Here is a 22,480-nt window from a genome sequence, read left to right on the forward strand (position 1 = left end):
GTGATCTTTGCTTCTTTGGCATATAATCTTGTTCACTCCGGTGTGAAACCCTTCTGCGTCCCCAAGATATGTGCAGCTTCCCCGAACCGTTACGTCGGCGGGCGGGCGGAACGGCCGGCGGTTTCGCGTCGCTGGACCGGCTCCGACCGCACCGTCGGGATCCGGCCGACCGGCGGGGTTCCGGAGATCGACGTGCGGTGGGGGAGTCTTTGGAACGGTAGATTTTCGTGTGCTCGTTCGTGGTGGAAATCCAGGCCGCTGTCACCAACGGGGAGGGCGCACCGTTCGAGATCGAGACCGTCGAACTCGAAGAACCGCAGGACAACGAGGTGGTCGGCGCGGGCGTCTGCCACACAGACGTGATCGTCCGGGATCAGACGTATCCGACGCCGCTGCCGGCGGTACTCGGCCACGAGGGCTCCGGCGTCGTCGAGGGCGACGCCACCCCCACGGAGTTCATTCCGGACCTGATCGAACCCTACCGCCGGGGGAAGTTCCCGTTCGACGAACTGGTGACCTACTACGACTTCGACGAGATCCGGGACGCCGTCGAGGCATCCGAGGAGGGCAGCGCGATCAAACCCATCCGCCGCGTGAGCGAGGCGTAACGACGCACTGAAAACGTTTATATCCCCTGTGGGGTAAGGATCGATGAGCGAACTCGTCGGTCCGGTCGGAGTCGAAAGGGCACCGCCCCGTCGGCACTCCGGTGGACGCGACCACGACTTCTGGTGGCTCCGACCTACGACGTTCCAGACACGTATGAGCACGAACGACACCGATCCGCTCGAAGCGGTCAGAACACGCCTCGAAGACGAGATCCCCGACGACCTCGTCGTCTCCCGGGTCGCCTACGAGGGCCCGAAACTCGTCGTCTACACGGAGACGCCGAAGAAGTTCGCCGAGCGCGACGGCCTGATCCGTCGGCTCGCGAGCATCCTCCGGAAACGGATCACGGTCCGCCCCGCGGCGGGAGTCCAACTCGACCCCGCGGAGGCGAAAGGCAAGATCCTCAGTCTGATCCCCGACGACGCCGGGATCACCAACCTGGAGTTCTACCCGGCGACCGGCGAGGTCCTGATCGAAGCGGAAAAACCCGGGCTCGTGATCGGCCGCCGCGCCAGCACCCTCCGGGAGATCACCCAGGAGGTCGGATGGACGCCCGAGGTGCTGCGGACGCCGCCGATGGAGTCCTCGACCGTCGACAACGTCCGGAACTTCCTGATGCAGGAACGCGACGACCGGCGGGACTTCCTCGAGCGGGTCGGCCAGGAGATCCACAGGGAGCCCGACGGCGACACCGAGTGGGTCCGGGTCACGACCCTGGGGTGTTGCCGGGAGGTCGGCCGCGCGGCGTTCGTCCTCTCGACGCCCGAAACGCGCGTCCTGATCGACTGCGGCGACAAGCCCGGCGCCGAGGGCGAGGTCCCGTACCTCCAGGTGCCCGAGGCCAACCCCATCGCCGACCTCGACGCGGTCGTGTTGACCCACGCCCACCTGGACCACAGCGCGCTGCTCCCCCTGCTTTTCAAATACGGCTACGACGGCCCGATCTACACCACCGAACCGACGCGGGACCTGATGGGGCTGCTCCAGCTCGACTACCTCGACGTCGCCGCCAAGGAGGGCCGGACGCCACCGTACGCCTCCGAGATGGTACGCGAGGAGTTGAAACACACGATCACCGTCGATTACGGCGACGTGACCGACATCGCGCCCGATATCAAGCTCACGTTCCACAACGCCGGCCACATTCTGGGGAGTGCAGTCACGCACTTCCACATCGGCGACGGCTTCCACAACGTGGTCTTCTCCGGCGACATCCACCACACCGACACCCGGCTGTTCAACGGCGCCGCCAACGACTTCCCCCGCGTCGAGACGCTGGTGATGGAGTCGACGTACGGCCGCCGGGACGACTACCAGACCGACCAGGACGACTCCGAACGGAACCTGATCGAGCTGATCGGCGAAACGGCGGCGAACGACGGCACCGTGGTCATCCCCGCCTTCGCCGTCGGCCGCTCCCAGGAGCTGATGCTCGTCTTGGAGGAGGCGATGCGGGAGGGGAAGCTCCCGACGATGCCCATCTACCTCGACGGGATGATCCGGGAGGCGACCGCGATCCACACCGCGTACCCGGAGTTCCTGCGGGACGGCCTCCGGGACCGGATCCTCCACGACGAGGAGAACCCGTTTCTCGCCGAGCAGTTCCAGCAGGTCGACGGCGGCCAGGAGATGCGCGAGGACGTCGCGGGTGGGGAACCCTGCGTCATCCTCTCGACGTCGGGGATGGTCACCGGCGGGCCGATCATGTCGTGGCTCGAACTCCTCGGCGGCGACCCCGACAACCGGCTGATCTTCGTCGGCTACCAGGCGCAGGGCACGCTCGGGCGGCGGATCCAGAGCGGCCGCCGGGAGATCCCCTTCTCCGACCGCGGCGGCCGGAGCGAACAGCTCACCCTCCGGCTCGACGTCCAGTCGGTCAGCGGGTTCTCCGGGCACGCCGACCGGCAGGGCCTGGAGGACTTCGTCGGGACGATGAACCCCCGACCGGAGGAGGTCATCTGCGTCCACGGCGACGAGGCCTCCACCGATCAGTTCTCCTCGGGGCTCTACCAGGAGTTCGGGATGCGGACCTACGCGCCGCGGAACCTCGAGACGTTCCGGTTCGATTAGGCGCACATCGCCACCCTTCTTATCGCCGACAGTCAACGGGGCGTATGGACTCGTGGGGCTCGCTGTTCGAGCGCGCAGCCGGGATCGACGCCGACGAGCGCGCGGTCCGCGAGGCGGTCGAATCGGTCCGCTCCGGGGACGGGGATCCACCCGACGCCGACCCCGCGCCGCCGGCCGACTCCGGCCCGGCCCGCGTCGTCGCCGACGCCGACGTGCTCGCGGCGGACCTCCTCGTCGGCGACGCCGCCAGGGACGCGCTCGACCCCCTCCGGAGCCACAGCTGGACCGCGTTGCTCGCGAGCGACCCGCTCCTCGATGACGCTGCGGCCACGATCGCCGACCTCGCCGACCCCGACCTCGCGGCGGCGTGGCGCGAGCGCCTCGCGGACTGGCGGGAATCAGTCACGCATCCCCCCGGCGACAACCCCGCTCTCGGGAGCGCCTACCGCGGCGGCGCGATGCATCTGCTCACGTTCGACGACCGGCTACTATCGACGCAGGCAGGTGCGACGCTCGGGACCGATCTCACGGTGAGCGCCCGCCACCCCGAGGCGTTCGCGGCGCTGTTCGACGCCGCGAGCCTGTATCCGGAAGTCGTCGGCGGGGCGTATCCCGGCCCCGACCGCGACCCGCGGGAATAGGGTGTCGCATCGGGGTCGGTGTCGGAGTCTCTCGTCGTCGGAGTTGCCCTCTGGAGTGAGACAGTCGGTAGCCGGCTATGTGATATCCGCGAGCGAACGAAGTGAGCGAGCGGTTCACGCCGACGAGCGGCCGGAGGCCGCGATGTCGGCGAATTTTTTGGTCCAGCTTTTTGCAAGGAGCGGTCGCGCTTCGCGCGACCCGACGCAGTAAAAAGGTGGGTGGGCTTATTTCCCGCGTCGCTTCTCCGACCCGATGCTGGGCCGGGTGTGTTCGGCGCCCTTCCCGCGGTTCTGAAGCCCGCGGTTCGAGCGGCCGGCGTTGGTGAGCCCGCGGAACGCCCGCCCCTTGTGGTCGTCGTCGCAGATCCACGAGAGGTCGTCGTCGGTTTCGATCGCGGGGTGTTCGGGATCCACGAGGATCACCTCGTGCCACTTCTGGGAGCCGTCCTCGCCGACCCAGTAGGAGGCGAGCGTCCGGAGGTTGGGGTACTTCCGGGCGACGCGCTCCTCGGCGATGCGCTGGATGCTCTTCCGGCGGCCGATGCGGTTGACGCCCTGCCGCTTGCTGCGGCGGCCGGCTTTGAACCGCTGCTTGCGGGCGTTGCCTTTCCGGACCGAGGCGCGGACGACGACGACGCCCTGCTTGGCCTTGTAGCCGAGTTCGCGGGCCTTGTCGAGTCGCGTCGGTCGGTCGATCCGGACGATGGCGCCCTCGTCGCGCCACTCCTGTTTGCGCTGCCACTGCAGCTCGGCGAGCTTGCCGTCACCGGGCTGCTTCCAGGCCTCCTTGATGTGCGAGTAGAAGCTTCGTGCCATTGGTTTCACCACGGGCGCTTCCGATTCGGGCGGCGTTCGACGCCGACCCACATTTCGTCCCGATCCCTCGGGTGCCCGCTGGCGTCCCGTTCGACCAGCGAGTTGTTTCTCCTACCGCCGTGGCGGTTTTAACCACTTCGAAACCGCGGCGGGCCGCGACGGCTGGCGTCCGGAGCCGACGATCCGAGCGTCGCGCCGCGCCCGCCCCCGACGGCCGGAACGAACGGCTTTTGACGCCGGGTGTCGGAGACGTACGTATGGCTACGGAATCGCAGGGCGGCCTCTCCGACCACCTCCGGGGGGTCACGGTCACCACGCTCGCCTGCCTCGCCGGGGTGATCGCGGCGCTGGTGTCGGCCCGGTTCGTCGGCACCGGCGTCGAGGACGCCGCCAGCAGACAGTCGCTGCTCATCGTGGGCGCACTGATCGCCGCGCAGTTGCCGATCCTGCGCGTCATCGGCATCGACGTCTCGGAGTTCGGTGCGAAGGACTACCTCTACGTGGTGTTTATGACGTTCACGCTGTGGTTCGTCACGTTCGGGGTCCTGTTGACCGAAGGCGTGGCGATCTAACGTATGGCCGACGACAGCATCGCGGTCGTCGACCTCGACCGGTGTCAGCCCGATCGGTGTAACTACGAGTGTGCGAGCTACTGCCCCCCGAACCGGACGGGCCAGGAGTGCATCGTCACCCGCGAGGAGTATTACGACGACGACGAGCCGTTCGACGGCGACCCCGATCAGATACGGATCTCCGAGGAGATCTGCCTCGGGGAGTCCTGCGGGATCTGTGTCGAGAAGTGCCCCTTCGACGCGATCGAGATAATCAACCTCCCCACCGAACTCGAGGACGATCCGGTCCACCGCTACGGCGAGAACGCGTTTGCGCTCTACGGCCTCCCGATCCCCGAGCCCGGGACCGTGACCGGGATCCTCGGCCCCAACGGGATCGGGAAGACCACTGCGGTCCGGGCGCTGGCCGACGAGTTGGTCCCGAACCTCGGCGACTACGGAACCGACCCCGGCTGGGAACGCGTCCTCGACCGCTACCGCGGGACGGAACTCCAGACCTACATCGAGCGGGTCCAGGCGGGGGAGATCACCATCGCACGAAAGCCCCAGTACGTCGATCAACTCCCCGCGCAGTTCGGCGGAACCACCATCGACCTGCTCGAATCCACCGACGAGCGCGGTGCGCTCGACGATTACATCGACCGGCTGGGGATCCGGCCGGTCGTCGACCAGCCGCTGGACACCCTCTCCGGCGGGGAGCTCCAGCGGGTCGCGCTGGCGGCCACCCTCGCGCGGGACCGCGACTTCTACTTCCTCGATGAGGTGTCGCCGTACCTCGACATCGGCCAGCGCGTCACCGCGGCGCGGCTGATCCGCGAACTCGCCGACGAGGAGGATCGCGCCGTCCTCGTCGTCGAACACGACCTCGCCATCCTGGATCTGCTCGCGGACTCGCTGCACGTCGCGTACGGCGAACCCGGGGCCTTCGGCGTCATCACGGATCCGAAGTCGGTCCGGAACGGCATCAACGAGTACCTCACGGGGTATCTCTCCAACGAGAACATGCGGATCCGCCCCGACGAGATCGAGTTCCACGAGCACGCGCCGCGGGAGACCTCGAAGTCGACGCCGCTCGTCGACTACCCGGCGCTGTCGAAGTCCTACGGCGACGGGGAGTTCTCCTTGGAGGTCGAGTCCGGCACCATCTACGAGTCGGAGGTCCTGGGCGTGGTCGGCCCCAACGGGATCGGGAAGTCGACCCTCGCGAAGCTGTTTACCGGAGCGCTGGAGCCCGACGAGGGCGACCTCGACTTCCGGCTCGACATCTCGTATAAGCCGCAGTACATCGAGATCGACCAGCCGATGCGCGTCGACGCGTTCCTCTCGTCGATCACGAGCGACGTCGGCACCTCCTACTGGAACACCGAGATCGCGAAGCCGCTCCAACTCGAACGGATTATGGAGCGGAACCTCGACGATCTCTCGGGCGGGGAGCGCCAGCGGGTCGCGATCGCGGCCGCCCTCTCCGAGGACGCGGACCTCTACGTGATGGACGAGCCCTCCGCGCACCTCGACGTCGAACAGCGCGTGCAGGCGACGACGGCCATCCGTCGGTACGCCGAGAACCACGACGAGACGGTGCTCGTGATCGATCACGACATCTATATGATCGACCTGCTGGCCGACCGGCTGATGGTGTTCGACGGCAAACCCTCCGAGTACGGGCACGCGGGGGTCCCCCAGGAGATGCGTGCGGGGATGAACGACTTCCTCCGGGATCTGGACATCACCTTCCGCCGGGACGAGCGGACCAAACGCCCCCGGATCAACAAGCCCGACTCCCAGTTGGACCGCAAACAGAAGAAGCAAGGCGAGTACTACTACGCGCCGTAGCGGGATCGGGCGTTGACGGGGACCCGGGCTGCGACGCGCCGGAGCCGACTGCTGTTCGTCGCCGTCACCGAGCAGCCGCTCGACCGGCGACCGCTCGAACTGGTAGACGCGGACGTCGGCGAAAAGCAGCAGCGACCCGAACAGCACCCGGAGGCTGCCGACGGCCGTCGCCCACCCCCAGCCGGTGAAGACGCCGAGGAAGTGATGGGAGACCCGGGTTGCGACGCCGAGCGCCACGAACAGCGCACCGGCCGGAACGCTCGTTTCCGCGTAGGATGATCCGGTCTGGGTCATACACCTTACGACGAAATTACGTTTGATACAACCAACGCTCGGATTGTCGATACTGACAGCCGGCTGACTGATACTGGGGTACTGGCGGGAGGTGGACGGCACCGCTGTGAGGGCTCTCGGATCACCGCCGCGTCGGCGAGACGATCGACGGGATCCCGTCGCCCCGCGCCTCGATCGCGACGTCGTAGCCGAACGCGGAGACGAGTTCGACGTTAGTCCGGACGTGATCCGTGACCCGCGGGATCGGGACCGCCCCGCCGGCGATCGCGAGCCACACGACGAGCTGATCTCCGAGGTTGGCGTCGACCGGCGCGTCGGTCGCTTGCCACCGCTCGACCGCGTCGGCGGCCGTGTCCGCAAGCGACGACGGGGCGTCGGTCGTGTCGCCGTAGGCGACGAAGCCGGCGCGTGGCTCGGCCCGGCCGCTCGTACTCCCGGGGACCGCCGCGTCGGCGACGACGACCGTGAGCACCGCCCCGGTGGAGTCGGCCTCGACGGACGCGGTCGTCGCTGTGGCGTTTCCGGCAAGGTCGCGATCCCCGAGCGCCGTCACGGCCGCGTCGGCCAGCCGCCCGGCGGGGTCCCCGTCGGCGACGTCGTCGGCCGCGGCGGCATAGACGGCGATCCGGGGGTCGGTCACCGGGGCCCGAACCCCATCGTGCAACCCGAGTTCGATCGGTGCCAGCGACGACGGCCGGAGTCGGAGGTCGAGCCGCCCCCCGCCGGCGGGGAAGAACCCGCGGCGCTCCACGCTCGCGTCGGCGTCGAGTCCGAACGCCCGGAGCAGCGGCAGCTTGACCCGCCGCAGGTAGTCCGCCGACGGCGACCACCGTACGTCGGTCCCGCCGGTCACGCGGGCGTGGAGGGGCTCGTCGATCCGCGTCGCAAGCGGGAGCAGGGTGTCGGCGACGAGCGTGGCGCTGCCCGCGGTCCCGATGTCGACCGCGACCTCGTCGGGGGCGGCCGCGGCGTCGGGGCGGACGACGGGGTCGAACTGGAGCGTCTCCGACCCGACTGCGGCCCCCTCGACGTCGGCGTCGGTGAGGGCGGCGACCGCCTCGACGCACGCGAGGTGCTGACGCTTCAGCCCGGGGTTCGGCCGGTCGCCGCGGACCCGCTCCATCCGGAACGGCTCCCCGCCGAGCGCCGAGAGGGAAAGCGCCGTCCGGACCAGTTGGCCGCCGCCGTCGCTGCCGTCGAGGTCGATCACGCGGGGGTCTCCGGCGCGGCAGTCCGCTGGCTCACTTTACGACGGTCACCGGGACGGTGGCGTTCTCCACCAGCCCCTTGGCGACGCTGCCGACCATCCGTTCGACCTGGCTCGACAGCCCCCGGTGGCCGACGATGATCCCGGTGACGCCCTCGCCCTCGGCGTACTCCGCGATGCTGTCGACGGGGTCGCCGTAGAGCAGTTCCGTCTCCGCGGACAGCCCGGCGGCCTCCACTTGCGCTCGGGCGTCGGCTAAGACCTCCTCGCCGCGGTTCTCGGCGACCTCGATGTTCTCGGTGTAGATCCGCTCGCCGACCGCGGCGTTCGTCGGCTCCTCCTCGCCCTCGACGAGGATGCGCGGCTCGACGGCGTAGGCGACGCGCAGGGCGGCGCCGGCCTGCGAGGCGAACTCGATCGCGTGTTCGAGCGCGTGGGTGCTCGACTCCGAACCGTCGACTGCGACGAGATACTCCATCGGTGGTCGTGCGTACGGTCGGATTCGGGTTAAGGATTTGTTGCGTCGGTGGCGAGAGGCCGGTTCAGTACAGCGACTGGCTGCAGGAGCCACAGAGGTTCTCCTCTTTCACGTCGACCTCGCGGACGGTCGGGGAGAAGGACATCACGCATTTGCTGTTGTCGCAGTGTTCCAAGCCGAGGGTGTGGCCGATCTCGTGGACCACCTCTTTCCGGACGCGGTCGGCGAACACCTCCGACTGGGGTTTGGAGGTGATCCCGCCGTCGGAGGAGGTCTGGAGGCGGTGAGTAGAGATCACGGAGCCGTTCCCGTTGAGGTACGCGAGCCCGAAGACGTAGTTGCGCCGGCGGTAATAAAGGTCCTGAGCGGTGATCCCGATGTTCTTCTCGCCCGTTCCGGCCCGGCTCGCCAGCTCGATGAACTGCTCGGCGCGGTACTGGTTCCGGCTCCGGTCGAACGCGCCGTCGGGGATCGACTGCTCTTCGGCCACCGTGACCTCGCAGTCGTAGACCCCCCGTAGCGCGGCCGACGCCTCCCGTTTGACCTGTGCCGGGAGATCCCCGATCGGCACGATGTCGACGAGCATAGGAGGGCTTAAGCAGGGTGGCGTGATAAATATCCCGCCGTGGTTACGTGCCGTGATACCGCTCTCGTCCGCCGACTTTCGGGGTACGCCTCGGCGGTCGAGATCGGCGTCGGTCGCCGGGCTGAGGTGGTCGCGAGCCTCGCGGATGCCGGGGTCGCGGTCACCGCCACGGACGTCGTCGCGGCCGACGAGGTCGAGGTCCCGGCCACCGTATCGTTCGTCCGCGACGATGTCGTCGCGGCCAGCGAGCGCGACCACCCCGGAGCGACCTACGAGGCTGCCCTCCTGTACGGCCTGAACCTTCCGCCCGAACTCCACCGTCCGGCACGTGACGTGGCCGACGCGGTCGACGCCGACTTCCTGTTTACGACGCTCGGCGGCGACCCGCCGGCGGTCCCGGCGACGCCGACAGCCCTCCCCGAAGGCGGGACGCTGTACGTCGCCCGCGGTGACGACCGGTAGGCCATCCGCCCAGGTCCCGTGTACGACACGCCGCTACCGAGGTGCCGGAGGGACTGTATCACCATCAACACGCCGAACCCGACCCACAACGGGCCGTCGACGGACGGAAACGGCGACCCGCCGAACAGCGACGCGTGGATGACACAGAGCCCGGGTACGATCCCCCAGAGGACGGGGAGGGACCGAAACGCCCGGCGAAGCGGCGACTCGCTCGTCGTCCTGACGGGAATTTCCACGTCAAAAAGCCACTACCCGTCGCGGCGGCTTCGGGCGGGCTGCGGCGTGCCGAACCCGCCCGTCGCTACTCGACGTCGATCCGGTGGGAGCCCTCGTCGTCGGCGGTCCGTTTCGGGAGCGAGACGGTGAGGACGCCGTTGTTGTAGCTGGCCGTGGCGTCGTTGCTGCGAACCTCGCCGGGGAGCCGGATCGATCGGTGGATCGAGTCGGTGCGGCGCTCCTGGCGGACGTACCGGCCGTCGTCGTCGCCCCGCTTCGGCGAGACCGTTCCGGTGTCCCGAACGGCGTCGACGGTCAGTTCGCGGTCCGCGACCGCGACGTCGATGTCGGCTTTCTCGAAGCCGGGGAGGTCGATCACGATCTCGAACGCCTCGGGGTCGTCGCGGAGGTCCACCGCGGTGTTGCGCCGGAACGTCCCCGTGCCGTCGAACTGTCGTGTCATCGCCTCGAACTGCCGGGACATCCGGTCGAAGAGGGTGTCGGTCTCAACGCCGTCGAAATCGGGAGTACGGGTCATCGTGTGATAGTCACCGACAGTACATTCGACCTCTGAGAGCTTAAAGCCGCCAGGAGCCGTGATCGCAGGTCGCACGGCGAGGCCGTACTGATGCCCGACTGCGGCGGCGGCGTCGCTGCGGCGTACGGAGTATGACGTTCGCTTTGTCGTAGTTGGAGGGCGTCACAGCGGACTGTTCGTTCCGACGCAGGAATCGGTCAGGACCCGCTAACTCGATCAACGTCGTCGAATCCCGTTCCGAAGTTCACCGTGCTGCGGACGCGGTCGGATCGGCTACTGTCTGAACGTCAAAGAGATCGATGAGACGAGAGCCGACTGACTGCAGGACGCGAGCGAGCAAGGGCCCGGAGAGCCGGGGGTAACCGCCTCAGTTCCCGTTGTGAGTTCGGTAGCACCGCAACTCTTGACCCGATCTCGTGCTGATACTGTTGGCTATAACTACGTGAAGATTTTCCACACCCCGGGGTGTCGAAATCCGTCACGCGACTATCGCCGACAGTATGAATGCGGGGGCTGTATGCAACAGACGGTCGTCGTTCATTTCGCCTCCTCAGCAACGAAATAGCCGTCAGGTGAGCCTGCAGAGGTGTTACCGACCACGGACGTGGAGGCGATCAGAGACGGATCACAGTCACGCTGTGAGATGATTCCCTCTACTCCTCGGATGCATTGTCGTCATCAGGATCCTTTGCCTGGTTGCGCAGCGTTTTCGAGACGTGAACTGATTCGGGGTCTTTGGAGTCGAGAAGCTGATTAAGCGTCTCCAGACTGATCCGACCATCGAGATAGAGATCGAATACGTCCCGTTTGAACGCTTCTTGAGACTCAAGCTCCGTGAGGTGGTCTCGGAGCGCATCGGTCACGATCTCTCCTCGGCTTTTGTCGGTGATCTTGGCGACGACATCGGCCCTCTTGACGAGGTCTTTCGGAATCCGGAGATTGATTTTCGTCTTGCTCATTACTCAAGTGTATCTGAGGTCTACGTATACGATCTTTGTCCGTTTGACTGTGTCGCTCTACTCGGATCCGTTTGATAACACCCTCGTAATCGGGAAGGACGGTATGAAAGTTCCGGGAGCATCCGCGAGCGAACGAGGCGAGCGAGCGGGTCACCGACGAACGGCCGAAGTCACCGTGAGCCGAGGGGGACGGGGGCACCGGAGAGCTTGCTCTTCCGAAGGCCGTGAGTCGGGGTTTTTGATCCGCCGTGGGGCGCAAACGCCCCACGAGCTTCACTCCGCTGAGTGAAACGGATTTTTTCTGGGGGGTCGGGGCCACACGGAGTACGGCCGAGAACCTCGGATAAAAGGGTGGTTCTAGTAGAGCACGTGCCGCTTGTCGTACGATCCCAGCCGCTTCACCCACCCGTCCGCAGCGATCGTCTCGATGTCGTCGAGCGCCGCCTGCGCGCGGTCCTCGTAGAGCCCCGCCTCGAAGTCGATGTGGAAGAGGTAATCGCCCAGCCGGTTTCCGCTCGGTCGGGACTCGATCCGCGAGAGGTTGATGTCGCGGTCGGCGAACGCCTCGAGCAGTTCCAAGAGGAGTCCGGGGTAGTTGGCGTTCGGGTAGACCACCACGGTGGACTTGCCGCCGCCGGCCGACCGCGCGGAGACCGGCGCGACGACGAAGAAACGCGTGGCGTTCGAGGAGCGGTCCTGGATGTCCTCGGCGACGACGGTGAGGTCGCCGGCGGCGTTGTCGGGGTGACCGATCCCGGCGACCGTGGGGTCCTCGCGGGCGCGTTCGACCCCCGCGGCGGTGCTCGTGACGGCTTCGAGGTCGTGGTCGGGGTACTCGCGTTCGATGTAGGCGCGGCACTGCGCCAGCGCCTGGGAGTGGGAGGCGATCGTCTCGAAGTTCGGCGACTGCGCTAAAAGCGCGTGGCGGATCGGGGTGATGACCTCCTGAGTGACCGCGATCTCGGCGTCGGCGATGGCGTCGAGGGTCTCGGTGACGCTCCCCTCGATGCTGTTTTCGATCGGGACGACGCCGCGTTCGTGCTCCCCGGAGTCGACCGCGGCGACGATGGCCGACACCGACTCCCGGAAGACGACGTCGTCGTCGACCGCCCGGGCGGCTCTGTGGGAGTACGTCCCTGCGGGGCCCAGCGTGACTACCTGCATAGCGCGGTCTACTGCCGGGGATCCTAAAAGCCCTCGGTGCCCCGACTACCGGTCGGTACAGTACTCCACGAAGTTCCGCAGGATCCGTAGCCCGGTCTCGCCGGACTTCTCGGGGTGGAACTGCGTGCCGAAGACGTTGCCGGCCTCGTTCGCGATGACCGCCGGGAACGCGGTGCCGTAGTCGGTGGTCGCGACGACCGCGTCGGGGTCTTCGGGGCTGGCGTAGTAGGAGTGAACGAAGTACGCGTGCTCCCCGTCGACGGAACCACCCGCAGTGGTTCCGTCTGCCCGTGGGATCTCCGATCCCACGCTGTCGACCCCCTCGACGATCGGGTGCTCGCGCTCGACGTCGAGTTCGTTCCAGCCCATATGCGGCACCTTCAGGTCGGTGTCGAACCGGAGGTTAGTGCCCGGGACGAAATCAAGCCCCTCGACCTCGCCTTGGCCCTCGTAGTCGGCCTCCTCGCTTGTCGTCAGGAGCATCTGCATCCCGAGACAGATCCCGAACACCGGCTGGCCCCGGTCTGCGGCCGCCGCCAGCGGTTCCCGGAACGGCCCGGCGTTGTCCATCCCCTCGCTGAACGCGCCGACGCCGGGGAGCACGATCCCGTCGGCCGCCGCGAAGTCGTCGGGGTCCTCGGTGATCTCGACGGCGGCGCCGGCGCGCTCCAGCCCGCGTCGGGCGCTCCGGAGGTTGCCGAGGCCGTAGTCGACTAAAACGACGTCCGCTACCGTCTGGGCGCTCATACGTCGGCTTCGCGGCCGCAGAACAAATCGCTTCCGACGCCGCGCGGGTCGCCCGCTCGACGCGACGGCGGTTACCGCCGGATCACGAACCGGGCGCCGTCGTCGTACGCGGCGTCGACGTCGACCGTCCAGCCGTTCGCCTCCGCGAGCGTCCGCACCACCGGGAGCAACATCCCCGATTCGGCGTCGGGGACCGCCTGCCCGTACGCGAACGCCCGGTCGACGTCCACCGCCGACAGCGGCTGCCCGTCGTCCTCGATCACGAACGTCTCCGAGTTCCGTGAGGCCTCGACGGCCTCGGCGCCGTTCCGGAGGCAGAACTCGAAGAGGCTCTCGAACAGCTGCTCGGTACGCCGTCTGTCGGTACTGATCTCGCCGAGACCCGTCGTCGTCAGGCCGCAGTCCGCGCCTGCGACGGCGGCGAACGCACGCCGCATCGCCGCGTCGACGTCGACGGTCTCGGTCTCCTCGACCTGCCGGCCGAGCTGTGCGATCATCACCAGATCCGAGACGATGATCCCCATCCGGTCGACGGCTTCCGACGCCGTTCGGATCCGCTGTTCGGCCTCGGCGTCGGGGGGCAGATCCGCGGCCACCAGTTCGATGTTCCCCTGGACGACGTTGAGGGTGTTCCGGAGCTCGTGGGTGATCGCCTCCTCGAAGTTGTCGAGCTGGGTTTCGTGGCGGCGGACCCGCTGTCGCTGGCGTTCGATCGCGGTGACGTCGGTCAACACCAGCGCCCGGCCGACGGTCGTCTGCCCGACGGTCAGCGGCTGCATCGACAGCAGGTACCGCCGCTCTACGCCCGACTCCGAGACCCTGATCACGCGGGACTCCCCGGCCGGGAGCACCTCGGCGAGCTCCGGGACCACCTCCGAAACCGACTCGTCGACGCTGTCGGCCAGCTCGGGGAACAGCGTCCGGGCGGCCTCGTTGGTGTCCTTGACCCGCCAGTCGGCGTCGACGATGATGATCCCCTCCTCGAGTTCGTCGAGGAGCTGTTCACGCTCGAACCGCCGGACCGTAACGAAGCTGCCGTCGGCCACGTAGAGCACGCCCACGGCGAACAGCGCGACCCCGATGGGTTCGTAGTTGAGCGTGAGCACGGGGCCGTACCCGGAATACGCGATCAGGTCGAAGACCACCGGCAGCCCCGCCAACCCGACCAGGAGGCTCAGCCGGCCGGTGGTGTAGTTCGACCCCCGGAAGGTCTCGAACAGCATATAGAAGCCGATCGCCGACAGCGCATAGGCCAGCCCGGTGACGATCCAGTGGAGGGTGCCCAGCCGGATCACGAGGTGCGGAAACGGGGTGGTCGCCGGCGCGGTCGAGAAGTACAGCCCGTGGACCGGGCTGGTGAGCTTCACCGCGATGATCGTGAGGAACACGAACACCGCGACCCGCCGGAACGCCGGCGTCCGGTGGTAGGACTTCCCGGCGTACGCCGAGCAGAAGTAGAGCCACCCCCCGACCGACGCCAGTCCCGCGATGAGGCCGAGAAGGTAGAACATCAACTGAACCCCCGGAGCCGCGGAGAGGATCCGGCCGACGTAGAACGACGCCCACAGTCCGGTCGTCGCAAGCAGCGCGACCAGCCCGGTCCGCGCGTCGGAGTCATCCAGACGGTCGAGCGCGCGGCGGACGGCGGCGAAACAGATCAGCGCGGTCGCACCGAAAACGAGCGAGTAGCCCAACTGTATCGGATGCACCCCCGCCATACGGTATCGCGATGGTAGCCGACGGGCCGGTTAAGTCCTATCGGTCCAATTCAATCATTTGATACTCGGCGCGGGCGGTCCGGCGGTTAGAACGCCCCCAAACTCGACTGGCCGCCGTCGTCGCCGCCGACGCCCGCGAGGTCGGCCGCGCGGGCGATCGTCTCGAAGAACGTCTCCCGCTGGCCGCCGTCGTACAGCGTCGCCGCGGGGTGGACCGAGATCACGGCGCGGTAGGGTCGGTCGCCGACTCGGACGTCGGCGACGTCGCCCGCTTCCGAGGTGACCGCGACCGAGCGATCCAGCAGGTGTTCGGAGGGGACCTTCCCGAGCGACACGACGATTGCGGGGTCGACGGCGGCGAGTTCCCGAGCGAGGTGCCCACGGCAGTTGTCGAGTTCCTCGCCCGTGGGGTCGCGGTTCTCCGGCGGCCGACACCGGACGCAGTTGGTGATCCGGACGTCCGACCGGGCGAGGCCGGCCTCCCGCAGCGCGTCGTCGAGGACGCTCCCGGAGCGCCCCACGAACGGTTCGCCCTCGCTGTCCTCGTTCGCGCCGGGGGCCTCGCCGACGAAGACCAGCTCGGCGTCCGCGGGGCCGACGCCGTTGACGATCCGCGACCGCGACTCGACGAGCCGGGGACAGCGGGTACACGAGACGACGTCGACGCCCTCGGTCGTCGGGGGGTCGCTGCCGGGCGGGCCCTCGCCGCCGGTCGCGTCGTCGGGGCCGGAGGTCATACCGGAATGCCGGACGGGCGGGACTTACCCGTGACGGTCCGCGTCGGCGGCGCGCCACGCCTGTGCGCCCCGGGCCGCCAGCCTCGCCACCCGGACCGGTTCGGGGCGGCCGCCGCTCGGCGTGTACGCCCGGATCACCCGCGCCACGTCGTCGGACGCTGTCGGTGTCGAGCCGTCCCCGGGGTCGGCGGCTTCCCCGCCGAGGCCGACGCTTCTGACGAACACCGTTTCGTCGTTCACGCGGAGGCGTCGCCGCGGCGGCAACCGGTCGTAGACCGCCAGGCGTTCGGCGGCGGCTTCGCCCTCGAACGCCCGTTCGATCGCCGGCGCCAGCCCCGGACTCGCCTCATAGGAGAGTGCGAGCACCGGCCGGTCGGCCGCCGCGGCGACCCGGTCGAGGTCGAGGACGTTGAACCACGCGGGGGCGACGCCCGAAACCAGCAGGTACCGGACGTCGTCGCGGTCGAGCCGATCGAGCAGCCGCAGGACCGCGTCGGTCGCGTCGAGGCCGCCGACGGTCGCCGACGCGAAGCTGACGCCGTCGACGGCGCGGTCGGCGCGGACGACGGCACCGCAGAACAGGCAGTGGTCCTCGACCGTCGACTCGGCAACGCCCAGCGCCCGGGTCCCGGGTTTCACCGTCGCTCGATGCCGTTTCCGCGCCCGTTCGCCACCCGTGGGGTCGTCACTCCTCTTTGATGTCCTTGAGCCGGTCGAGAAGTTCGTCGTTCGATGCGCCGATCTCGAACTCGACGTCGCCGCCGTGGTCCGCCTGGGAGGTGGCAACGCCGTCCTCGTCGTCGAGGTCGGTGTCGAAGTCCTGGTTCTCCTGTTCGGACTCGTCGTAGCTCCCGAATCCCATACGTGGTACAGTAACACGGGCAGCGATAAAAAACACACGCAGAGTCGGGCCGCGGCACGACGCGGGAAGTCGGCCGGTACGTCGGCGGGGGAGCCGGCGGCTCCCCGCCCGCAACGGGCGATCGGGGGCCGTCCGCGGGAGCCGAACGGACCCACCCCGCGACTGCCGAGGCTTTTTGCGCGCCGCGGCGGTACCCCGGCGTATGGAGATTCACACCGTTACCGAGGGCGCAACGGAGTTCACCTGCAACGCCTACCTGCTCGCGGGCGACCCGCCGGCGCTCGTCGACGCGGGGACGATGCCGGGCGTCGACGACGTGATCGCCGACCACGTCGAGGACCTCGACGCCGTCTACCTCACCCACCAGCACGGCGACCACGTGGGGGAACTCGACGCGGTGCTCGACCGGTTCGACGCCGACCTCTACGCTCACGGCGACCACCCGCGCCGGACCGGCGGACTCGAAGACGGCCGGACGATCGATCTCGGCGGGGAGTCCTACGAGGTGGTCCACACCCCCGGCCACGCCGCGGACCACGTCTCGTTCGTCGGCAGCGAGCGGGTGTTCAGCGGCGACGTGGTGGTGTACAACGACGGCGCGTTCGACGACGGCAGTTTCGGGCGGACCGACTACCCCGGACAGTCGCGGGAGCGGCTGATCGGGAGCCTGCGGACCCTGCTCGACCGGCTGCCCGAGACGGTATCGGGGCTGTACGCCGGCCACGGCGACATCTACCGTGCGGACCCGACGGGGCCCGACGAGTCGGTCCGGGCGGTCATCGAGCGGGCGTTAGCGCGGGCGGAGCGGCGGGACCCGAAGTATCCGGACGAGTAGCGAAAGGCGGCGTTACAGTGGTTCGAGGCGAAAGCCCACGAGTTCAGTCGTGGGATGAATCCGACACCACCCGAAACGACTACGATGGTTATCGGTTGTGATGCCGAGTCCGAGGTGAGGATACCCACTCCACGCGGAGGTGGATGAAGCCCGCTATCTCGGTCGGGGGCCGCACTGGCACGGCCCACAACCCCACCGTCGATGAGTGGGGAACCTTCCGCCGTGGGACGCCCGGTCCGTGACCGGAAACCCCACGACTTCAGTCCCGGGAGGATGTCAGGCGGCGCGGCGTTCCTTCGACTTGGGTCGGAGGTTCTTGTAGCCGCACTTCCGACAGGAGTCGGCGCGCTGCGGGTTTCGGGCGTTACACCGCATACAGATCTGCTTCTCCAGTTCGCGTGCGACCGCGGCGTCGTTCTTGGGCATACCCGTGAGTTCCGGGTGCGGGATCATAACCCTTGCGAGACGGTCGACGCGGCACGGAACGAACCCGGGCGCGCCGCGGCCGGAACTTCAAACTTCAGGCGCCGGCGGGCTGTGCGGCCTGCTCCAGGGCGGCCTCGATGTCCTCCCGCTGGGTGAAGCCGACGAACCGGTCGACGATGTCGCCGTCGCGCTCGACGACGACCGTCGGCAACGATCGGACCTGGTACTGGTTTGCGACGTCCTGCTCGGTGTCGACGTCGATCTTCCGGAACTCGACGTCGTCGTACTCGGCCTCCAGCTCCTCGAGGATGGGGTCCTGCTTCTTGCACGGACCACACCAGTCGGCGTAGAAATCCAGTAGTCGGACAGTCATCGTGTGCGATGCCCCGTTGCGCCGGCCGTCGCATAAGCGTTTCCACCACCCCCGAACCCGGCCGGTAGCGCGATCGACCGCGCGGGACGGGACCGGACGAACCGAGCGGGTCCTCCCCTATACGTCGCCGTTCGTCGGGGCGGGGATCGAGCCCCGGAAACGAACCCGCCGATCCGAAACGTTTAGGCGGGAGACAGCCAACCCTCGGGTATGAGCAGCGGCCAGAACTCCGGCGGGCTGATGTCCAGTGCGGGACTCGTCCGCTACTTCGACGCCGAGGACCGCAACGCCATCCGGATCGACCCGAAGACCATCGTCGCGTTCGGCCTCCTGTTCGGCGTCGGCGTCCTCGTGCTGAACGCCGTCGCGATCTGAGGCGGAAACCGCACGGAACGGTCGCTTTTTGTCGCCGCAACTCGTCCAGTAACGTATGTTACGAGCAGGTGTCGTCGCCGTCCAGGGCGACGTCTCCGAGCACGCGGCGGCGATCCGGCGCGCGGGGGCGGCCCACGGCGAGGACGTCGAGGTCCACGAGATCAGGCAGTCGGGGACGGTCCCGGACTGCGACGTGCTGCTCCTGCCGGGCGGGGAGTCGACCGCCATCTCGCGACTCCTCTCCCGGGAGGGGATCGATCGGGAGATACGGGACCACGTCGCCGCCGGCAAACCCGTGCTCGCGACGTGTGCGGGGCTGATTGTCGCTTCCAGCGACGCCAACGACGACCGAGTGGATACCCTGGATCTCATCGACGCCACCGTCGACCGCAACGCGTTCGGCCGGCAGGTCGACAGCTTCGAGGCGCCGCTTGACGTCGCCGGCTTCGACGAGCCGTTCCCGGCGGTGTTCATCCGCGCGCCCGTCATCGACGCGGTCGGCGAGGGGGTCGAGGTGTTGGCGGCCTGGGAGGGCGACCCGGTCGCGGTCCGGGACGGCCCGGTGGTCGGCACCGCGTTCCACCCCGAACTCACCGCCGACAGCCGGATCCACGACCTCGCGTTCTTCGAGGACGTCGCGGTCGAAGCGTGATGGCACTGTTCGGGTGGGTGCGAACGGCGACATAGCGACTCCGGAAGCCCCCGCGCTCGCGACTCGATTGGCTCGCTGCGGTCCTCGTTGCTCGCTTCGTCACCGGCGGCTCGCCGCCGGTTTCCAGCGAGACATCCGGTCTCGCCCGGCTCGCTCCTGCGGTCCTTGCTTCGCCAGTCTTCGTCGAGACCGCGGCCCCTTCCAGTCCCGCCCGTCGGCGGTTGTTCGGTCGCCATCGCGTGGCTAAACACGAGCGACCGACCACTCCGGAGGTTTTTGTACGGAGCCGACCCCATCGAAGAACGTGACCCAGGACACGGCGGCGGTGGCGGAACTCACCAGACGGCTGGTTTCGATCCCGAGCCACGCCGACGAGGGGGCGGCCGGCGACGCCGTCGAGGAGTGGCTGCGCGCGGAGACCGACGCCGCGGTGCGCCGCGACGACCACGGCAACGTCCTCGCACGCCGGGGCGAGGGGGCGGCGTCGCTCGCGCTCGTCGGCCACCACGACGTGGTCGACCCCGACCCCTCGCAGGTGGTGTCGGGGACGCCAGACGACCCCGACCCGGAGTACCGCATCGAGGCGCGGGAGGGCCGGCTCCACGGCCGCGGCACCGCGGATATGAAGGGGTCGCTCGCGGCCGCACTGCTCGCGTTCCGGGACGCCGACCCGGCCGGCGAACTCGTGTTCGCGTCGTTCGCCGGCGAGGAGCGGGGCGGCGTGGGCGCCCGCGCCGCCATCGACGACGGGTTCGCGCCGGATTACGCCGTCGTCGGCGAGGGGACGACGGGGTATTCCGGCCCCGACACGACCGACGTCGCGGTCGCCCACCGCGGCCGACGGGGGTCGACCCTGACGGCCCACGGGACGGCGGCCCACGCCAGCGAGCCCGACGCGGGCGAGAACGCGGTCTACCGCGCCTGCGACGCGGTCGACGTCGTGCGGGACCTCCCCGCGCCGGAGACCACGGTCCTCGGCCACCAAGTTCGGGGAAGCGTCGCCGTCACCGGGATCGAGGGCGGGTCGGGGTGGAACGTGATCCCCGAGGACTGTTCGGTCACGGTCGACGAGCGAACCGTCCCGGGCGAGCGGGTCCCGCTCGACCGCGTCGAAACGGTCGACGGCGTCGAGTGGACCGTCGACCAGGACCTCCCCCCGATGGCGTGCGACGACGCCGACTTCGCCGACGCCGCGCTCGCGGCCGCCGACGCGGCACAGACAGGAACGCCCGACCACGTCGTCAAGCCGCACGCCACCGACGCCGGGTGGCTCGCGGCCGCCGGGACGACCTGCGTCGTCGCCGGTGCGGCCGAGCCGGGGGAGGCACACACCGCGACCGAGAGCGTCTCGCTCGATGTCTTAGAGCGGTGTCGACGGCTCTACCGGCGGGTCGCCGAGCGGTGGCCGGCGACGTGAGCGGGCGGTCCGCCGTCCCCGCACAGCCGTCGGGTTGATACCCGTACGACGCGTGCATCCAACGATGGCGACAGACGCATCCGAGGCCGAGCGGTCCGAGGAGGCGCCGGACGCATACCGGCGACTCCTCGAGGAGTACCGGCGCGTGGCGAACCTCAAGGCGGCGAGCGGCGTCCTCTCGTGGGACCAGCAGGTGATGATGCCCGAGGCGGGCACCCCGGCGCGCTCCCAGCAGCTCTCGACGCTGTCGGGGCTCTCCCACGAACTGCTCACCGACGACGCCGTCGCCGAGGCGCTCGACGAACTCGAATCCGCGGAGCTGACCCCCGAATTGTCGGCGTCGGTCAGGGAGATCCGCCGGAAACACGACCGCGCGGCGGCGGTCCCCCGGTCGCTGATCGAGGAGATGTCGACGGCGTCCTCGGAGGCGCTGCCGGCGTGGGAGGCGGCGAAGGCCGACGACGACTTCGAGTCCTTCGTGCCGCATCTGGAGACCCACGTCGAACTCAGCCGGGAGTACGCCGAGCAGATCGACCCCGACCGCGACCCGTATGCCGTACTCTTCGAGGAGTTCGAGCCGTGTCTCCCCTTGGAGCGCGCAGAGTCGATCCTCGCGACGCTCAAGGAGACGCTGGTGCCGATGATCGAGGAGATCCGCGCCTCCGAGGCGGACCTCGCGACCGACGCGTTCACCTCGCTGGGGGAGTATCCCGCCGACACGCAGGAGGAACTCTGCCGCGACGTGTTGACGGCGCTGGGCTACCCCTGGGAGCGCGGCCGGCTCGACACCGCCCCCCATCCGTTCTCGTCGGGGACGACGTTCGACGCCCGGGTGACGACCCGGTTCGACGAGTCGGACCCGCTGGGGTCGCTTTTGTCGACCGTCCACGAGTTCGGGCACGCGACCTACACGCTGGGGCTGCCGGACGACCACTACGCGACCCCGCTGGGCGAGGATCGGGACCTCTCGGTCCACGAGTCCCAATCGCGGCTGTGGGAGAACCACGTCGGCCGCTCGCAGGCGTTCTGGGAGAGCTTCCTCCCGACGGTCGCAGAACAGTTTCCCCAGGCGTCGGACGTGACCCCGCGGGAGGCCTACGAGGCCGCAAACCAGGTGTACGAGAACAACCTCATCCGGGTCGAGGCCGACGAACTCACCTACCACCTCCACGTCGTGATCCGCTACGAGATCGAGCGCGACCTGATCCGCGGCGATCTCGACGTCGCCGAGGTCCCCGACGTGTGGAACGACAAGTACGAGCAGTACCTCGGGATCCGGCCGGAGACTGATACCGAAGGCTGTCTCCAGGACATCCACTGGGCCCACGGCAACTTCGGCTACTTCCCGACGTACTCGCTGGGGTCGGCGATGGCCGCACAGCTGTACGCCGCCGCCGAGGCCGACATCGACGGCCTTGAGTCGTCGGTCGCCGCCGGCGAGTTCGACGCGCTCCACGGGTGGCTGACCGAGAACGTCCACCGCCACGGCGCCCGCTACGAGACCGACGACCTGGTCGAACACGCCACGGGATCGCCGTTCACCGCCGACGCGTTCGTCGACTACGTCACCGAGAAGTACGGCGCGCTCTACGACCTCGATACCGTCTGAACGGTCCATTTTAACGGTATTCACTTCGGTCGAACGTCCGTTTTCGGCCCGCGGAAATCGGCGGTACAACTAAGTGATGACAACGCATACCACAGGCCGTATGGCAGCGACACCAACTCCGGACGACGCCCTGTTCGACGAGTTCCTCGACGACCGCGGTCACGAGACCGAGCCGGTACGATGGGAGGAGTCGTATAACAAAAAGCAGTGCCCGGAGTGCGGTGCGCTTCACGACGACGACGCCGTCGACTGTACAGTCTGCGGGTGGAACCCCCAGTAGCTGC

General features: G+C 68.4%; 27 protein-coding genes. 13 read left to right on the top strand and 14 right to left on the bottom strand.

Annotated elements, in window-relative coordinates; translation table 11 throughout:
- The first annotated feature begins 242 nt into the window (after positions 1-242).
- From H5V44_RS17855 to H5V44_RS10700, 3 genes are all read left to right on the top strand, one after another.
- Positions 243-608: an alcohol dehydrogenase catalytic domain-containing protein gene (locus tag H5V44_RS17855; RefSeq protein ID WP_343067719.1), complete on the top strand. Its 366-nt coding sequence runs from the start codon at positions 243-245 to the stop codon at positions 606-608.
- Positions 609-762: 154 nt separating this feature from the next.
- Positions 763-2,679, top strand: a complete 1,917-nt coding sequence (locus tag H5V44_RS10695; protein WP_185193098.1) for a beta-CASP ribonuclease aCPSF1 — start codon at positions 763-765, stop codon at positions 2,677-2,679.
- Between the two features lie 44 nt (positions 2,680-2,723).
- Positions 2,724-3,320, top strand: coding sequence for a DUF7384 family protein (locus H5V44_RS10700; protein WP_221625679.1), 597 nt, complete (start codon positions 2,724-2,726; stop codon positions 3,318-3,320).
- 225 nt (positions 3,321-3,545) lie between these two features.
- On the opposite strand, the gene H5V44_RS10705 is transcribed toward H5V44_RS10700, so the two are convergent.
- Entirely contained in the window at positions 3,546-4,136 is a 591-nt protein-coding gene (locus H5V44_RS10705; RefSeq protein WP_185193099.1) for a 50S ribosomal protein L15e, read from the bottom strand.
- Positions 4,137-4,393: 257 nt separating this feature from the next.
- Between H5V44_RS10705 and H5V44_RS10710 the strand changes: the two genes are divergently transcribed.
- The 3 genes from H5V44_RS10710 to H5V44_RS10720 are packed head-to-tail and all read left to right on the top strand — an operon-like array spanning position 4,394 to position 6,820.
- Entirely contained in the window at positions 4,394-4,708 is a 315-nt protein-coding gene (locus tag H5V44_RS10710) for an EMC6-like membrane protein (protein WP_185193100.1), read from the top strand.
- 3 nt (positions 4,709-4,711) lie between these two features.
- Positions 4,712-6,541, top strand: coding sequence for a ribosome biogenesis/translation initiation ATPase RLI (locus H5V44_RS10715; RefSeq protein ID WP_185193101.1), 1,830 nt, complete (start codon positions 4,712-4,714; stop codon positions 6,539-6,541).
- 12 nt (positions 6,542-6,553) lie between these two features.
- Positions 6,554-6,820, top strand: coding sequence for a hypothetical protein (locus H5V44_RS10720; protein ID WP_185193102.1), 267 nt, complete (start codon positions 6,554-6,556; stop codon positions 6,818-6,820).
- A 136-nt stretch (positions 6,821-6,956) separates the two neighbouring features.
- On the opposite strand, the gene H5V44_RS10725 is transcribed toward H5V44_RS10720, so the two are convergent.
- The 3 genes from H5V44_RS10725 to H5V44_RS10735 form a co-directional block, all read right to left on the bottom strand.
- On the bottom strand, positions 6,957-8,045 hold the full coding sequence (locus H5V44_RS10725; protein ID WP_185193103.1) for an RNA 3'-terminal phosphate cyclase: 1,089 nt from the start codon (positions 8,043-8,045) through the stop codon (positions 6,957-6,959).
- Positions 8,046-8,076: 31 nt separating this feature from the next.
- Positions 8,077-8,520 (bottom strand): universal stress protein, encoded by a 444-nt coding sequence (locus H5V44_RS10730; RefSeq protein WP_185193104.1) that lies wholly within the window; start codon positions 8,518-8,520, stop codon positions 8,077-8,079.
- 64 nt (positions 8,521-8,584) lie between these two features.
- Positions 8,585-9,106: an archaemetzincin family Zn-dependent metalloprotease gene (locus tag H5V44_RS10735; RefSeq protein ID WP_185193105.1), complete on the bottom strand. Its 522-nt coding sequence runs from the start codon at positions 9,104-9,106 to the stop codon at positions 8,585-8,587.
- Positions 9,107-9,145: 39 nt separating this feature from the next.
- On the opposite strand from H5V44_RS10735, the gene H5V44_RS10740 reads away from it, so the two are divergent.
- Positions 9,146-9,568, top strand: coding sequence for a UPF0146 family protein (locus tag H5V44_RS10740; protein WP_185193106.1), 423 nt, complete (start codon positions 9,146-9,148; stop codon positions 9,566-9,568).
- A 301-nt stretch (positions 9,569-9,869) separates the two neighbouring features.
- Here the strand turns inward: H5V44_RS10740 and H5V44_RS10745 are convergent, their stop codons facing one another.
- From H5V44_RS10745 to H5V44_RS10780, 8 genes are all read right to left on the bottom strand, one after another.
- Positions 9,870-10,322, bottom strand: a complete 453-nt coding sequence (locus H5V44_RS10745; RefSeq protein WP_185193107.1) for an Hsp20/alpha crystallin family protein — start codon at positions 10,320-10,322, stop codon at positions 9,870-9,872.
- 653 nt (positions 10,323-10,975) lie between these two features.
- Entirely contained in the window at positions 10,976-11,281 is a 306-nt protein-coding gene (locus H5V44_RS10750) for a CopG family transcriptional regulator (RefSeq protein WP_185193108.1), read from the bottom strand.
- Positions 11,282-11,638: 357 nt separating this feature from the next.
- Positions 11,639-12,445 (bottom strand): prephenate dehydratase, encoded by an 807-nt coding sequence (gene pheA, locus H5V44_RS10755; protein ID WP_185193109.1) that lies wholly within the window; start codon positions 12,443-12,445, stop codon positions 11,639-11,641.
- Positions 12,446-12,490: 45 nt separating this feature from the next.
- Positions 12,491-13,192, bottom strand: coding sequence for an imidazole glycerol phosphate synthase subunit HisH (hisH, locus tag H5V44_RS10760; RefSeq protein ID WP_185193110.1), 702 nt, complete (start codon positions 13,190-13,192; stop codon positions 12,491-12,493).
- Positions 13,193-13,263: 71 nt separating this feature from the next.
- Positions 13,264-14,910 (bottom strand): histidine kinase N-terminal 7TM domain-containing protein, encoded by a 1,647-nt coding sequence (locus H5V44_RS10765; protein ID WP_185193111.1) that lies wholly within the window; start codon positions 14,908-14,910, stop codon positions 13,264-13,266.
- 86 nt (positions 14,911-14,996) lie between these two features.
- Entirely contained in the window at positions 14,997-15,647 is a 651-nt protein-coding gene (locus H5V44_RS10770) for a uracil-DNA glycosylase (protein WP_185193112.1), read from the bottom strand.
- 24 nt (positions 15,648-15,671) lie between these two features.
- Positions 15,672-16,286 (bottom strand): endonuclease dU, encoded by a 615-nt coding sequence (locus H5V44_RS10775; RefSeq protein ID WP_185193113.1) that lies wholly within the window; start codon positions 16,284-16,286, stop codon positions 15,672-15,674.
- A 46-nt stretch (positions 16,287-16,332) separates the two neighbouring features.
- Positions 16,333-16,509: a DUF5786 family protein gene (locus H5V44_RS10780; RefSeq protein ID WP_185193114.1), complete on the bottom strand. Its 177-nt coding sequence runs from the start codon at positions 16,507-16,509 to the stop codon at positions 16,333-16,335.
- A 202-nt stretch (positions 16,510-16,711) separates the two neighbouring features.
- On the opposite strand from H5V44_RS10780, the gene H5V44_RS10785 reads away from it, so the two are divergent.
- Entirely contained in the window at positions 16,712-17,344 is a 633-nt protein-coding gene (locus tag H5V44_RS10785; RefSeq protein WP_185193115.1) for an MBL fold metallo-hydrolase, read from the top strand.
- A 276-nt stretch (positions 17,345-17,620) separates the two neighbouring features.
- On the opposite strand, the gene H5V44_RS10790 is transcribed toward H5V44_RS10785, so the two are convergent.
- Together H5V44_RS10790 and trxA are read right to left on the bottom strand one after the other, a co-directional pair.
- Complete coding sequence (locus H5V44_RS10790; protein ID WP_185193116.1) at positions 17,621-17,770, bottom strand: 50S ribosomal protein L40e; 150 nt, start codon at positions 17,768-17,770, stop codon at positions 17,621-17,623.
- Positions 17,771-17,864: 94 nt separating this feature from the next.
- The gene (gene trxA, locus H5V44_RS10795) at positions 17,865-18,143 is read right to left on the bottom strand and encodes a thioredoxin (RefSeq protein WP_185193117.1); all 279 of its coding nucleotides are present in this window, start codon (positions 18,141-18,143) and stop codon (positions 17,865-17,867) included.
- A gap of 210 nt (positions 18,144-18,353) precedes the next feature.
- Here trxA and H5V44_RS10800 point away from each other — a divergent pair, with 210 nt between their 5' ends.
- The 5 genes from H5V44_RS10800 to H5V44_RS10820 all read left to right on the top strand — a co-directional run bounded on the left by H5V44_RS10800 (position 18,354) and on the right by H5V44_RS10820 (position 22,476).
- Positions 18,354-18,518 (top strand): preprotein translocase subunit Sec61beta, encoded by a 165-nt coding sequence (locus H5V44_RS10800; protein ID WP_185193118.1) that lies wholly within the window; start codon positions 18,354-18,356, stop codon positions 18,516-18,518.
- Positions 18,519-18,573: 55 nt separating this feature from the next.
- Complete coding sequence (gene pdxT, locus H5V44_RS10805; RefSeq protein WP_185193119.1) at positions 18,574-19,170, top strand: pyridoxal 5'-phosphate synthase glutaminase subunit PdxT; 597 nt, start codon at positions 18,574-18,576, stop codon at positions 19,168-19,170.
- Between the two features lie 304 nt (positions 19,171-19,474).
- A complete protein-coding gene (locus H5V44_RS10810; protein WP_185193120.1) occupies positions 19,475-20,587 on the top strand; it encodes a M20/M25/M40 family metallo-hydrolase in 1,113 nt (370 codons plus the stop codon).
- 64 nt (positions 20,588-20,651) lie between these two features.
- Positions 20,652-22,196 (top strand): carboxypeptidase M32, encoded by a 1,545-nt coding sequence (locus tag H5V44_RS10815; protein WP_185193121.1) that lies wholly within the window; start codon positions 20,652-20,654, stop codon positions 22,194-22,196.
- Between the two features lie 100 nt (positions 22,197-22,296).
- Positions 22,297-22,476 carry an HVO_0416 family zinc finger protein gene (locus tag H5V44_RS10820; RefSeq protein ID WP_185193122.1) on the top strand — a complete coding sequence of 60 codons (180 nt, stop codon included), beginning with the start codon at positions 22,297-22,299 and terminating at the stop codon, positions 22,474-22,476.
- Positions 22,477-22,480 lie beyond the last annotated feature (4 nt).

Origin of the sequence: Halobellus ruber (assembly GCF_014212355.1) — an archaeon.
In the GTDB taxonomy this organism is placed as follows: domain Archaea; phylum Halobacteriota; class Halobacteria; order Halobacteriales; family Haloferacaceae; genus Haloquadratum; species Haloquadratum rubrum.